Genomic DNA, 12,874 nt, shown 5'->3' with positions numbered 1-12,874 from the left:
GCAGCACCGGAGGGTTGCTGGCCGGGGTTGCAGCGCTAGGAGCGGTGTTCAAGGCCGGCTGGATGGCAGGCTGGGCCTGACCCATCTGTGCGGCCTGCGCGGCCCGCATCTCGGGGCTGCCATAAAGCGCGATCCATTTCTGCAGGTCGCTCTGATAGCTTTCATAGGACGCATAGAAGCGGTCGAACACGCCCTCGAGTGTCGGCAGCGCGCGAACCGAAAAGGCGACCAGATCCTTCGACGGCAGTGCCACGGCTTCCTGGCCAAGGATCAGCGCGGCATTGCAGAAATCGCTCTTGACCGGGGGGAAAGCGAAGAAATTGTAGACCTGGGTGTTCTCGGTATCGCGGATGCGTGCATAGCCGGTGCCATAGCGCTTGCGATATTTCTCCTCGACGGTCCTGTTGATCCGGTCGAGCTCGCGCTTGTGCGTCTTCAGGAACTGGTTGTAATCGTCCGCGATCCGGAAATGCTCGGCATTCTGGCAGTTGAGCGCGGCGACGTTGAACGCGGCGCGGAAATACCAGAGCTTCTCATTGTCATCGATGTCGCGCATCGGCGTGTCGCGCAGGCCGTCGGCGCGCAGGCCCGGAATCGCCATCGCCGTGACCGCATTCGATGGCGGGGTCGGCATGCGCGGCGGCGCGACCGGCACCGGCGGCGGCGGCGGGGCGACGGCAACCGGCGCGGGCTTGGCTCCGCCACAGGCCGCGACGAGCGTGGTGAGGCCGGCCGTTGCGGCCAGCAGGATTGCACGGCTGAGGGCCATACGCGCCATGTTCAGTATCTCCCGGTGCACGCGCGGGGCCTTGGCTCTCTCGCGCGCGTTCTCATGGGCATGGTTTATGCCCGCCAAGCGATGATCTCAACACCAAAACGGTGAACCGTTAAAGGCTAGGGTACGACAGACCGCCAAAAGCCGGGATGAGCGGAGTCGCTCGAGCGGCGAGCCGAATGAACCTTTGGTGCGCAAAAGAAAAGCCCGGCGGAAGGGGATCCGCCGGGCTGTCAGGGTTCCAGTGCTTTTCCGGACAGATCAGTCGCGACTGCCCATGATGCTCAGCAGCGCCTGGAACATATTGATGAAATCAAGATACAGGTTCAGCGCGCCCATGATCACGACCTTGCCCATCATGTCGCTGCCCGCGACCTGCCAGTACAGGCTCTTGAGCTTCTGCGTGTCATAGGCGGTCAGGCCCGCAAAGATCAGGACGGCGGCATAGCTGATCACCAGGCCCATGACCGACGACTTGAGGAAGATGTTGAGCACGCTCGCCACGATCAGGCCGACCAGGCCCATGATCAGGAAACTGCCCCAGCCGGTCAGGTCCTTCTTGGTCGTGTAACCGAACAGGCTAAGGCCCGCGAACGCCGCAGCGGTCGAGAAGAACGCCAGCGCGATACTTTCACCGGTATAGACCAGAAAGATCGTCGACATGCTGAGCCCCATCAGCGTCGCAAAGCCCCAGAACATTGCCTGGAGCGCGGGCGTCGAGAAGCGGTTCATGCCGAAGCTCATCGCGAAGATGATCAGCAACGGCGAGAAGATGATGACGTACTTGAGCAAGCCCGGACCGAACATGATTTGCGCCGCCATGCCCGACTGGGCGAAGAGCAGCGCGACGATGCCGGTCAGCAGGATGCCGCTGGTCATGTAATTGTAGATGGACAGCATGTACTTGCGCAGGCCCTCGTCACGGGCCGCGCTGATACCGCCGGGCGCATTGATCGAACCGGCGCGCATGCGCTCCGCCGTGCGAGGATCAAAACGGTCAGCCATCGAAAAAGTCTCCTTTGCCCGGCATTGTTGCCGGATAGCCACAATATCGCCCCTTGATGGGAAATTTTCAAGCGAAACCGGTTTTCCGTTCGTCGCGCCTTGCTACGATACAAACATTACCATGCGATTGTTCCTGTCCCTTGTGCCTCCGATTGCCATTCGCGCGCTGCTGCTCGACCGGATGCAGGGGCTGGTCGCGGCACGCTGGCAGAGCGACGCGCAGCTGCATGTGACCTTGCGCTTCGTGGGCGAGACCGACCGGCACGGGGCAGAGGCGCTGCTGCTCGCGCTCGGCGCGGAACGCTTTACGCGGATTGAGGCGCGGCTTGACGGCTTTGGCTGGTTCGACCGCAAGGGCCGGGTCGATCAGCTCTGGGCAGGGCTAGCTCCGCGCGAACCGCTGGCAGCGTTGCATGCGCGGCTCGACCGGCTGTGCGTGCGCGCCGGCTTCGAGCCCGAAGCGCGCAAATATGTGCCGCATGTCACGATCGCGCGATTCGCGCGCAGCACCGCGCCCGATCCGGCTGGGGTCACCGCCTGGATGGCATCGCAGCCACCCCTGCCGGGCGACCCGTTCGGCTTTGACGCGCTGCGGCTGATGCAGAGCCAACTCGGGCATGACGGAAGCGTCTACGAGACGATCGCCGCGTTCCCGTTGCGCGGCTGACGCATCAGGGCTGGCAGGCGGCCGCGATATCCGCTGTGACCCGCGCCGGACGTCCGGTCGCCTTGTCGAGCATCGCCCAGGTCGAGATCGCGGTGACGATGTCGCGTCCATTCGCATCGGCAAAGGCGGCATGGCGCGCAAAGCGCGCGCCCTTGGGCGTTCCGGGCACCCAGGTCCGGCCGATCGCGGTCTCTCCCAAACCGATATTGCCGCGATAATCGATCTCGTGCCGGACGATCACCCAGAAATAGGCGGCCACATGCGCGGGGTCCGCGGCCGCATTCCAGTGCGCGACCGACAGCTCCTGCAGCCACTGCACCCAGACGGCATTGTTGACATGACCGAGCTCGTCGATGTGCTGCGGCTGCGCGGTAAAGGGGAGAGAGAAGGTGGTCATGGGGGGCTTCAAACTACTGGGCACCCATCTCCGTTTGTCCCGAGCGTGTCGAGGGACCTCGCACAACCCTGCGGGATCACGTCCCTCGACTTCGCTCGGGACAAACGGGGATAGTTTTGGAACTAGACACAAAAAAGGCCCGGCTGACATCTCGCCAGCCGGGCCCATCGTTCAATCCGCGTTGGTATCGCTTTCCTTCTTCGCCGATCCGCGCGCCTTTTTGGGCTTGCTCGCCTTGGGCGGTGCGGGGACGATCTCGAAGGCCATGGCGCCGTCCTTCATATGGACGTTGACCTCGCCGCCCTGGACCAGCTTGCCGAACAGCAGTTCTTCCGCCAGCGGCTGCTTGATCTTCTCCTGGATGAGCCGCGCCATCGGGCGGGCACCATAGAGACGATCATAGCCGCGCTCGCACAGCCAGTCGCGCGCTTCCTGGTCGAGGCGAATATGCACGTTCTGGTCGGCCAGCTGCAGTTCAAGCTGCAGGATGAACTTGTCGACCACGCGGGCGACAACCTCGGTTCCCAGATAGCCGAACGGTACGATCGCATCGAGACGGTTGCGGAATTCGGGGGTGAACATCTTCTTCACCGCCTCGTCCGACGCGTCCTCGCGGCTGACATCGCCAAATCCGATGCCTTCACGCGCCATGTCCGCTGCGCCCGCATTGGTCGTCATGATCAGCACGACATTGCGGAAATCGACGGTCTTGCCGTGGTGATCGGTCAGCTTGCCATTGTCCATCACCTGCAACAGGATGTTGAACAGGTCCGGATGCGCCTTCTCGATCTCGTCGAGCAGCAGGACGCAATGCGGCTGCTGGTCGATCGCATCGGTGAGCAGGCCTCCCTGGTCATAGCCGACATAGCCCGGAGGCGCGCCGATCAGCCGGCTGACCGAGTGGCGTTCCATATATTCGGACATGTCGAACCGCTGCAGCGGAATGCCCATGATGTTGGCGAGCTGGCGTGCAACCTCGGTCTTGCCGACGCCGGTGGGGCCGGAGAACAGATAATTGCCGATAGGCTTGTCCGGATCGCGCAGGCCCGCCCGGCTCAGCTTGATCGCGCTGGACAGCACCTCGATCGCCTTGTTCTGGCCGAAGACGACACGCTTCAGGTCGCGCTCGAGATGCTCGAGCACCTTCTTGTCGTCCTTCGACACCGACTTGGGCGGGATGCGCGCCATCGTCGCGATCACGCTCTCGATTTCGCGCGCGGTGATGATCTTGCGCCGCTTGGCGGGCGGCACCAGCATCTGCATCGCGCCGACCTCGTCGATCACGTCGATCGCCTTGTCGGGCAGCTTGCGGTCGTTGATATACCGCGCCGACAGCTCGACCGCGGTCTTGATCGCATCGGGCGTGTACTTGACCTTGTGATGGTCCTCGAACGCAGTGCGCAGGCCCTTCAGGATCTTGATCGTATCCTCGATCGTCGGCTCGTTCACGTCGATCTTCTGGAACCGCCGCAGCAGCGCGCGGTCCTTCTCAAAGTGATTGCGGAACTCCTTGTAGGTGGTCGATCCGATGCAACGGATGGTGCCGCTGGACAGCGCGGGCTTGAGCAGGTTCGACGCGTCCATAGCGCCGCCCGACGTCGCACCGGCGCCGATCACGGTGTGAATCTCGTCGATGAAAAGCACCGCGTGCGGCATCTTCTCGAGCTCCGAGACGACCTGCTTGAGCCGCTCCTCAAAATCGCCGCGATAGCGCGTGCCGGCGAGCAGCGCACCCATGTCGAGCGAATAGATCACCGCCTTTTGCAGCACTTCGGGGACGTCGCCCTCGACGATCTTGCGCGCCAGGCCTTCGGCGATCGCGGTCTTGCCCACGCCGGGATCACCGACATAGAGCGGATTGTTCTTCGAACGGCGGCACAGGATCTGGATCGTGCGGTCGACTTCGGGCCCGCGTCCGATCAGCGGATCGATCTTGCCGGCCTGGGCGCGCGCGTTGAGGTTGACCGTGAACTGGTCGAGCGCACTGTCCTTCTTCTGCTTGGCGGCAGCGTCCTGCTTTTCCTCCTGCGGCTCCTCGGTCCCGCGCACGCTGCGCTGTTCGACCGGCTGGCCGCCCTTGCCGATGCCATGGCTGATATAGCTCACCGCATCGAGGCGGCTCATGTCCTGCTGCTGCAGGAAATAGACGGCATAGCTCTCGCGCTCGGAGAACAATGCGACCAGCACGTTCGCGCCGGTGACGACATCCTTGCCCGAGGACTGGACGTGCAGGATCGCGCGCTGGACCACGCGCTGGAAGCCGGAGGTCGGCGCAGGGTCGGTCTTTTCGGCGACCTTGAGCGAATCCAGCTCGTTATCGAGATAATGGGTGACGGCATCGCCCAGCTCGCCTAGGTCCACGCCGCAGGCCTGCATCACCTGCGCGGCATCGGCATCGTCGATCAGCGCGAGCAGCAGATGTTCGAGCGTGGCATATTCGTGACGGCGATCGGCGGCATTGTGCAGCGCCTGATGCAGCGTCTTTTCCAGCGATTCGGCAAAGGATGGCATATTGCGATACTCCGCGGCGGGCGAGATACCCGCCTTCTCAATCATTCCGCCCGGAAAAAAGGGCCGGGCCCCTTATCGTCAAGCGCCTCTTTGCCATTGCCCCTATCCACTCCGGGGCGCTCCACGTGCACCAATATAGGACGGCATTCGGGCAAATCCAGCAGGCTCAAAGCCACTCGTCGTGAATAATCGCAGCAAGAGCCGTGCCAGATGAACGGCACCTGCATGCAGGTCGGATGCGCCGTTCGGGCTCAAAGCCTGCAGGCGCTGCTCAGCTCTTGCGAAACAGCGCTTCCGCGCTCAGCCGGTGCTGCGCGGCAAAGGCCTTGCGCGCTTCGCACCGGGCGATTTCGGCCCGGCACAGCGCGATCCGCGCTTCCAGTTCGTCCAGCGAATAGGCATCGATATCCTCGCCGCCCAGTTTCTGGGCAGCATCTGCGCGCAACCGCGCGAGGCTTTCGTCGGGCTCCATGGGACTTATTGTTGACCCCGGTGCCTTAGCTGTCAATATGGGGTTTACAGATGTTGACGGTTTGGTCCGTGAACGGGGGGAGCACCAGGTCATGACGACCCTGGAAATGGCGAAAGTAATTCCGGCGACCATGCGTGCCGTCGATTATGCCGAGCCGGGCGGGCCGGAAGTACTGGTGGCCGGCGAGACACAAGTTCCGGTGCCAGCAGCTGGCGAGCTATTGATCCGCGTCGCCGCCGCCGGCGTCAACCGGCCCGATGTCATCCAGCGCCAGGGCTTCTATCCGCCGCCGCCGGGTGCTCCGCACATCCCCGGCCTGGAAATTGCCGGAACGGTGGTGGCCGCTGGCCCCGATACCGACGATGCGCTGATCGGCCAGCCGGTCTGCGCATTGGTCGCAGGCGGCGGCTATGCCGAATATTGCCTCGCCCGCGCGGACCACTGCCTGGTCGTGCCCTCGGGCATATCGATGGTCGAGGCGGCCGCGCTGCCCGAAACGCTGTTCACCGTGTGGCACAACCTGTTCCAGCGCGCCTATGCCCGCGATGGCGAGACGGTGCTGGTCCATGGCGGCACCAGCGGCATCGGCACGATGGCGATCAAGCTGGGCAAGCTGTTCGACCTCAAGACCATCGTCACCTGCGGCAGCGACGACAAATGCGCCGCAGCGCTGGAGATCGGCGCGACGCACGCCATCAACTACAAGACGCACGATTTCGTCGAGGAGGTCCAGCGGCTGACCGACGGCAAGGGTGTGGAGATCGTGCTCGACATGGTGGGCGGCAGCTATTTGCCGCGCAACATGGCCTGCCTGGCCGATGATGGCCGCAACGTCACGATTGCGGTGCAGGGGGGCATGAAGGCCGAGATTTCGGTGCTCGAGATCATGCGCCGCCGCCTGACGCTCACCGGATCGACGCTGCGCCCGCGCTCGAACGCGTTCAAGGCGCTGCTCGCCGACGAGATCGCGCGCGAAGTCTGGCCTTTGGTCGCGACCGGCGAGCTTTCGCCGATCATCCACAGCCGCTATCCGCTGGCCGAGGCGGCCAAGGCGCATGCGCAGATGGAATCGGGCGATCTGATCGGCAAGATCGTGCTGGAGATCGGCGAATAGTCCGCCGACTGTCATCAAGTCGTCATCGCTAGGCGATTCCAGTTGTCACATTAAACCGCCATTGGCGTGGTCCCGAGGATGCACGATCCGCAGGGAGCACAAGCCATCATGGCCCTCGACGAATTCAGCGATAGCATTGGCAGCCTGCTGGCAAGGGTGGCCGATGGCGATGATCTGGCGGGCAGCGATTTTGCCAATGTCGCCGGCTTTCCGGGCGGCCAGCCCTATGTCCCCGAACCCCCGGCCGATGCGCGCCGCCGCTATCGCACCGTGTGGATTTCCGACGTTCACCTCGGCACGCGCGGCTGCAACGCGCAAATGCTCATCGACTTTCTCGACCATGTCGACAGCGACACCATGTATCTGGTCGGCGACATCATCGATGGCTGGCGGCTGAAGAAGAAATTCTACTGGCCCGCCGCGCACAACGACATCGTCTGGCGCATATTGAAGCGCGCCAAGCGCGGGACGCGGATCGTCTATATCCCCGGGAATCATGACGAGATGTTCCGCCAGTTCAGCGGGCTCAATTTCGGCGGCGTCGAGATCCGGCGCGCCGCATTCCACGAGACCGCAGACGGCAAGCGGCTGATGGTGCTGCACGGCGACGAGTTCGACACGATCATGCTCGCGCATCGCTGGCTCGCGTTCGTCGGCGACACGCTCTACCACCTGCTGATGAGCATGAACATCGGCGTCAACTGGGTGCGCCAGCGTTTCGGCCTGTCCTATTGGTCGCTCTCGAAAATGGCCAAGCACAAGGTCAAGAACGCGGTCGAGTTCATCTCGCGCTTCGAGGAGCTGGTCGCGCGCGCCGCCGCCGAGCGCGGTGTCGACGGCGTGGTCTGCGGGCATATCCACACGGCCGAGATCCGCGAGATCGGCGGCGTCGCCTATTATAACGACGGCGACTGGGTCGAAGGTTGCACCGCTTTGGTCGAGCATTTCGACGGACGGATGGAAGTGCTGCACTGGGCCGAGATCATGAAGGAGCGCCAGGCGGCCGAGGCCGAGGCGCGCATGCGGCAGAATCTCGAACCGGTGGCGGCCTGATCCGGTCGGTGCGACAGCGGAGGACAGCATGCAGCCCAGCATGAAGATCGCGATCATCACCGATGCCTGGGCGCCGCAGGTCAACGGTGTCGTGCGGACGCTCACCGCGGTGACCGAGCGTCTGCGCGCGCTGGGCCACGAGTTGCTGGTCATCTCGCCCGACCAATATGCCTCGATCCCCTGCCCGTCCTATCCCGAGATCCGCCTGGCGCTGACCACGCGCTTCGGCATCGGCGCACGGCTGAGCGATTTTGCGCCCGATGCGGTGCATATCGCCACCGAAGGGCCGCTCGGCATTGCCGCCCGGCGCTTCTGTCTCGATCATGGCTATCCCTTCACCACCGCCTATCATACCCAGTTTCCCGACTATCTCGCGCGGCGCACCGGGCTTCCCGCCGCGATGTTCTGGCCATTTATCCGCTGGTTCCACGCCCCGGCCCATGCGATCCTGGTATCGACCGAGACGGTGCGGGCGCAGCTGCGAGAGCAGGGGCTGGGCCAGGTGGTGCACTGGGGTCGCGGCGTCGACCTCGGCTGTTTCGGGCCCCACGCCCCCCGGCCCGCGCTCTATGCGGAGCTTGCGGGGCCGATCCAGCTCTATGTCGGCCGCGTCGCGGTCGAGAAGAATATCGAGGCGTTCCTGTCGAGCCGCCATCCGGGGTCCAAGGTGGTGGTCGGCGATGGCCCGGCGCGCGAGGCCTTGTCCCGAGCGTACCCCCACGCCCATTTCGTCGGCGCGCAATCGGGCGCGACGCTGGCGGGCTATTATGCCGGCGCGGACGTGTTCGTCTTCCCCAGCCGCACCGACACGTTCGGGCTGGTGATGATCGAGGCGCTCGCCTGCGGCACACCGGTGGCAGCCTTCCCCGTCTCCGGCCCGCTCGACGTGCTGACGCCGGGCGCAGGCGTGATGGATGCCGATCTCGACACCGCGATCGCGGGCGCGCTCAGCCTCAACCGCGCCGATTGCCTGGCCGCGGGGCGCAGCTTCACCTGGGATGCCAGCACCCGCCAGTTCCTGAACGCCCTGGTGCCGATCACCGCGCGGCTCGCCCTGGCGGCATGAGGCCGGTGCCCCCGATCTGGCGTCGATAGGATTTGCATTCACCTGCCCTGCCCGGCACTTCTCGGCTGGGGGCAGAAGCAGGGGCAAGGGCGTGAAATACAGGTACAGGTGGGTGGGTGCGGCTTGGTTGGCAGTGCTGGCCTCTCCGGCTCTTGCGGGTGATCAGCCGCTCTATGCCCCCGCCCCCGAATGGGTGAAACCGGCAGCCCTGCCCGATGACAAGCAACCCAGCGGGGCCGGCGGGCTGATGCTGCTCGATTTCCAGCACCGCATCGATGGTCCCACCGTCTGGCAGTATAGCGACACCATCCGGCGGCTGGATTCGCCCGAAAGCCTGACCCAGAGCAACATCATCACCTTGCCCTGGAGCCCGGACAAGGGCGATCTCATCATCCACCAGCTCTCGATCCTGCGCGACGGCCAGACGATCGACGTGCTGGCGGACGGGCAGAAATTCACCGTGCTGCGCCGCGAGGAGCAGCTCGAAAAGAGCGAGCTTTCCGGCATCCTGTCCGCAACGCTGGCGGTCGAGGGGCTTCGCGTCGGCGACAGATTGCGCCTGCGCGCCTCGGTCACCCGCAAGGATACCGCGCTGGGCGGACGGTCGCAGATCGTGCAATGGCTGCCCGCCGCGCCGGTGCGTATCCCGTCGGCGGGCTACAGCCTGGCCTGGCGCAAGGATCAGCCGGTGCAGTGGAAGTCGCTCGCGGGCAAGCTCGACCTGAAGCCGGTGCGCGATGGCGATTTCATGCGCATCGAGGTCGCAGCCCCGCTCGCCAAGCTGGCCGAGATGCCCGACGATGCGCCTGGCCGCTATCGCCTGCTGCCGATGATCGAGGCCTCCACCTTTGCCAGCTGGGCCGATGTGTCCAAGGTGATGGCACCGCTCTACGCCACGCAGGGCACCGTCGCGCCAGACGGCCCGATCGCCGCCGAGATCGCCGCGATCGTGCAGGCGACCAGCGATCCGATGGAGCGCGCCGCCAGGGCGCTGCAGCTGGTACAGGACAAGATCCGTTATCTGGCCGTGGGGATGGATGGCGGAAATTACGTGCCCCAGTCGCCGCAAAAGACCTGGGACGCGCGCTATGGCGACTGCAAGGCGAAAACGCTGCTGCTGCTCGCCATGCTGCATGCGATGGGGATAGAGGCAGAGCCGGTGCTGGCCGGGGTGCGGCTGGGTGAACTGGTGCCCGAGCGCATTCCCAGCGCGGCTGCCTTCGATCATGTGCTGGTCCGGGCGACGATCGGATCGCAATCGCTGTGGCTGGATGGCACCGCGCTGGGCACCAGGCTGGCCGACATGCGTGATACGCCACGCCTGGGCCATGTGCTGCCGCTGCGCGCAGACGGTTCCGATCTGGTGGCGGTGGACCTGCGCGCGCCCGGACGCCCGACGATCGACCTGGAGATGACGGCGGACGAAAGCACCAGCATCGATCTGCCTTCGGTCATCGAGCTCAAGATGGTCGTGCGCGGCGAGCTCGCCAGCCTGCTCACGCTGATGACCGCGCAGATGCCCGAGCGCGAACTGCGCGATGGGGTGCAGTCGGTGCTCGAGGAATTCGTCGGCGAAGCGCAGTTCGAGCAGCTGGAAGCCGTGCCTGACCCGGATACCGGCACCGTCACCATTCGCGGCCGGGGCGTCTTCAACACCGGCTGGAAGATGCAGGACCGGCGCATGGAGCGCTGGCTGTCGCGCGTTCCGGATCTGATCGATTTCAAGCCGGACCGGGCAAGACCTGCCTGGGCCGCGATACCGGTCGCAACCGCCGGACCGCAGCGCAGCCGATACCGGATGTCGATCCGGCTACCCGATGGCGGACGCGGCTACACGATCGAAGGCGACTCGTCGGTCGATGTCTCGATCGGCGGCACCGCGATCCGGCGGTCGCTGACAATGGCAAACGGCGAGGTGGTGGTCGAGGAAGACCTGACATCGCTGGGCAGCGAGGTCGCGGCGAGCGATGTGCCGCGCGAACGCGACCGCATGGCGACGCTGCTGGCGCGATCGCCCAGACTGGTCGCTCCGGCCGATGCGCGTCGGCGCTGGTCGCTGGCCGGTGCGCCGTCGGATTCGCAGATCAACACGATCCGCACCATTTATGACAAGGAGGTGCAGAAGGCCGACGAGGAAAATACCACAGCCTTGACCAGCAGCCTGTCGCTGTACCGCGGCATCGGCGATTTCAAGGGAGCCGCAAGCGTCCTGGACCGCCAGATCGCGCTGATGCCCTCGGCCGAGGCCTATAGCGACCGCGCATCGGTGCGCGCGGAACTGGGCGACCTGAAAGGCGCGCTTGCCGATGCCAGGGCGGCCCGTTCGCTCGATCCGTCCGATATCGGCTATGTCGGGCAGGTCGCAGGGCTCATGGCCGAACTTGGCGATCTGGAAGGCGCATTGGCGCTGGTCGACGAACGGATTGCGCTGGGCGGCAAGACGCTTACCGACCTGCAGGTGATCCGGGCCGATCTGCTGGGTATCTTTGGCGATGCCGCGCAGGCGCTGACTGAGCTCGACACGGTGATGGCGACCAAGCCCGGCGATCCATCGCTGCTCAACATGCGCTGCTGGATCAAGGGCACGCGGATGGTCCAGACCGAATCGGCGCTGAAGGACTGTACCGGCGCGCTGGAGCTCAGCGATAGCACCGCAGGCATTCTCGACAGCCGCGCGCTCGTCTGGCTGCGCATGGGGAAGCTTGAAGAGGCTCTGGCCGATCTCGACGCCGCGCTGCTGCAGGCCCCCAGCCTGGCCGAAAGCCGGTACCTGAGATCCATCGTCTATCGCAAGCTGGGCCGCGAGGCCGACGCGGCGACCGATCTGGCGGTTGCGCGGCAGCTCTCGCCGTCACTGGAGCGGCAATATGCGCGCTATGGGCTGAAGCCCTGAAGCCACCGGCCGAGGGGACGTTCACCGGCCCTTCGGCCGCACCAGACGCTTTCCCCTGCCCCCAGAGCCTTTCCCTTGCCCAAAGCACCGCATTCGCCTATAGCCGTGCGCAGCATTCGGCCACCCCGCGAGGGGTGGCCATATTTTTTGGAGAAACGCGCATGTCTGCCAACCCCCAGCCGCTGATGCCGCACGCGACCGCATCCTGGATGGTCGACAATACCGGGCTCAGCTTCGAACAGATTGCCGATTTCTGCGGCCTTCACATTCTGGAAGTCCAGGCGATGGCCGACGACCTTGCCAGCAGCAAATATACCGGCCGCGATCCGGTGCGCGCAGGCGAGCTGACCATGGCCGAGATCGAGAAGGGCCAGGCCGATCCCGACTATCGGCTGAAGATCATCGCCGGTCCCGCCCAGGTGCGTCGCACCAAGGGCCCGCGCTACACCCCGGTTTCCAAGCGCCAGGACAAGCCCGACGGCATCGCCTGGATCCTGCGCAACCACCCCGAAATCTCGGATGCGCAGATCGGCAAGCTGATCGGCACAACGCGCAACACCATCGCCGCGATCCGCGATCGCAGCCACTGGAACATCTCGAACATCCAGCCCAAGGACCCGGTAACGCTCGGCCTGTGCTCGCAGCGCGAGCTTGACGCGATCGTCAGCAAGGCCGCCAAGAAGGCCGGGATCACCGATCAGGCCCCGACCGACACCCGTCTGGGCGGCGACCGCGAGGCGCTGATCGAGGAACTGCGCGCCGAACGCGATGCGCAGCACCGCGCCGCCGAGGAAGCCGCGCGCGAGGCCGCGATCGAATCGTCGCTGCTCGGCGGCGATGAAACCGAAGACGGGCGCGACTGATGACAGAGGCGGCGGCCCCGCAAGAGCTGGAAACGCGCTCGGGGCCGCCCGCTTATGA

11 protein-coding genes are annotated in these 12,874 nt (G+C 65.0%); 6 read left to right on the top strand and 5 right to left on the bottom strand.

The genetic code is table 11. From position 1 onward, the window contains the following. Together AX735_RS00265 and AX735_RS00260 are read right to left on the bottom strand one after the other, a co-directional pair. A partial coding sequence (locus AX735_RS00265) for a hypothetical protein (protein WP_156447373.1) occupies positions 1-778 on the bottom strand: 778 nt, incomplete at its 3' end. A 258-nt stretch (positions 779-1,036) separates the two neighbouring features. Further along, positions 1,037-1,780 (bottom strand): Bax inhibitor-1/YccA family protein, encoded by a 744-nt coding sequence (locus AX735_RS00260; protein WP_066274076.1) that lies wholly within the window; start codon positions 1,778-1,780, stop codon positions 1,037-1,039. Between the two features lie 121 nt (positions 1,781-1,901). Here AX735_RS00260 and thpR point away from each other — a divergent pair, with 121 nt between their 5' ends. Further along, the gene (gene thpR, locus AX735_RS00255; protein ID WP_082750840.1) at positions 1,902-2,447 is read left to right on the top strand and encodes an RNA 2',3'-cyclic phosphodiesterase; all 546 of its coding nucleotides are present in this window, start codon (positions 1,902-1,904) and stop codon (positions 2,445-2,447) included. Positions 2,448-2,451: 4 nt separating this feature from the next. Here thpR and AX735_RS00250 read toward each other — a convergent pair whose 3' ends face one another. The 3 genes from AX735_RS00250 to AX735_RS00240 form a co-directional block, all read right to left on the bottom strand. After that, complete coding sequence (locus tag AX735_RS00250; protein WP_066274071.1) at positions 2,452-2,844, bottom strand: acyl-CoA thioesterase; 393 nt, start codon at positions 2,842-2,844, stop codon at positions 2,452-2,454. Between the two features lie 171 nt (positions 2,845-3,015). Next, positions 3,016-5,355 carry an ATP-dependent Clp protease ATP-binding subunit ClpA gene (gene clpA, locus AX735_RS00245; protein WP_066274092.1) on the bottom strand — a complete coding sequence of 780 codons (2,340 nt, stop codon included), beginning with the start codon at positions 5,353-5,355 and terminating at the stop codon, positions 3,016-3,018. A gap of 271 nt (positions 5,356-5,626) precedes the next feature. Next, positions 5,627-5,827, bottom strand: a complete 201-nt coding sequence (locus tag AX735_RS00240) for a DUF1192 domain-containing protein (protein WP_066274070.1) — start codon at positions 5,825-5,827, stop codon at positions 5,627-5,629. A gap of 91 nt (positions 5,828-5,918) precedes the next feature. On the opposite strand from AX735_RS00240, the gene AX735_RS00235 reads away from it, so the two are divergent. The 5 genes from AX735_RS00235 to AX735_RS00215 all read left to right on the top strand — a co-directional run bounded on the left by AX735_RS00235 (position 5,919) and on the right by AX735_RS00215 (position 12,816). Next, on the top strand, positions 5,919-6,941 hold the full coding sequence (locus AX735_RS00235) for an NAD(P)H-quinone oxidoreductase (protein WP_066274067.1): 1,023 nt from the start codon (positions 5,919-5,921) through the stop codon (positions 6,939-6,941). A gap of 108 nt (positions 6,942-7,049) precedes the next feature. Next, positions 7,050-7,994: a UDP-2,3-diacylglucosamine diphosphatase gene (locus tag AX735_RS00230; RefSeq protein WP_066274086.1), complete on the top strand. Its 945-nt coding sequence runs from the start codon at positions 7,050-7,052 to the stop codon at positions 7,992-7,994. Positions 7,995-8,034: 40 nt separating this feature from the next. Further along, positions 8,035-9,060 (top strand): glycosyltransferase family 4 protein, encoded by a 1,026-nt coding sequence (locus tag AX735_RS00225; protein WP_066274083.1) that lies wholly within the window; start codon positions 8,035-8,037, stop codon positions 9,058-9,060. A gap of 91 nt (positions 9,061-9,151) precedes the next feature. Further along, the gene (locus AX735_RS00220) at positions 9,152-11,953 is read left to right on the top strand and encodes a DUF3857 domain-containing protein (RefSeq protein ID WP_231749963.1); all 2,802 of its coding nucleotides are present in this window, start codon (positions 9,152-9,154) and stop codon (positions 11,951-11,953) included. Positions 11,954-12,114: 161 nt separating this feature from the next. Beyond that, entirely contained in the window at positions 12,115-12,816 is a 702-nt protein-coding gene (locus tag AX735_RS00215) for a DUF1013 domain-containing protein (protein ID WP_066274081.1), read from the top strand. The last annotated feature ends 58 nt before the right edge of the window (positions 12,817-12,874 follow it).

It is taken from the genome of Blastomonas sp. CCH1-A6 (assembly GCF_001556365.1).
Lineage (GTDB): Bacteria > Pseudomonadota > Alphaproteobacteria > Sphingomonadales > Sphingomonadaceae > Blastomonas > Blastomonas ursincola.
Note: the sequence above shows the minus strand (reverse complement) of the source record. Positions and strands in the feature narration are given on the sequence as shown.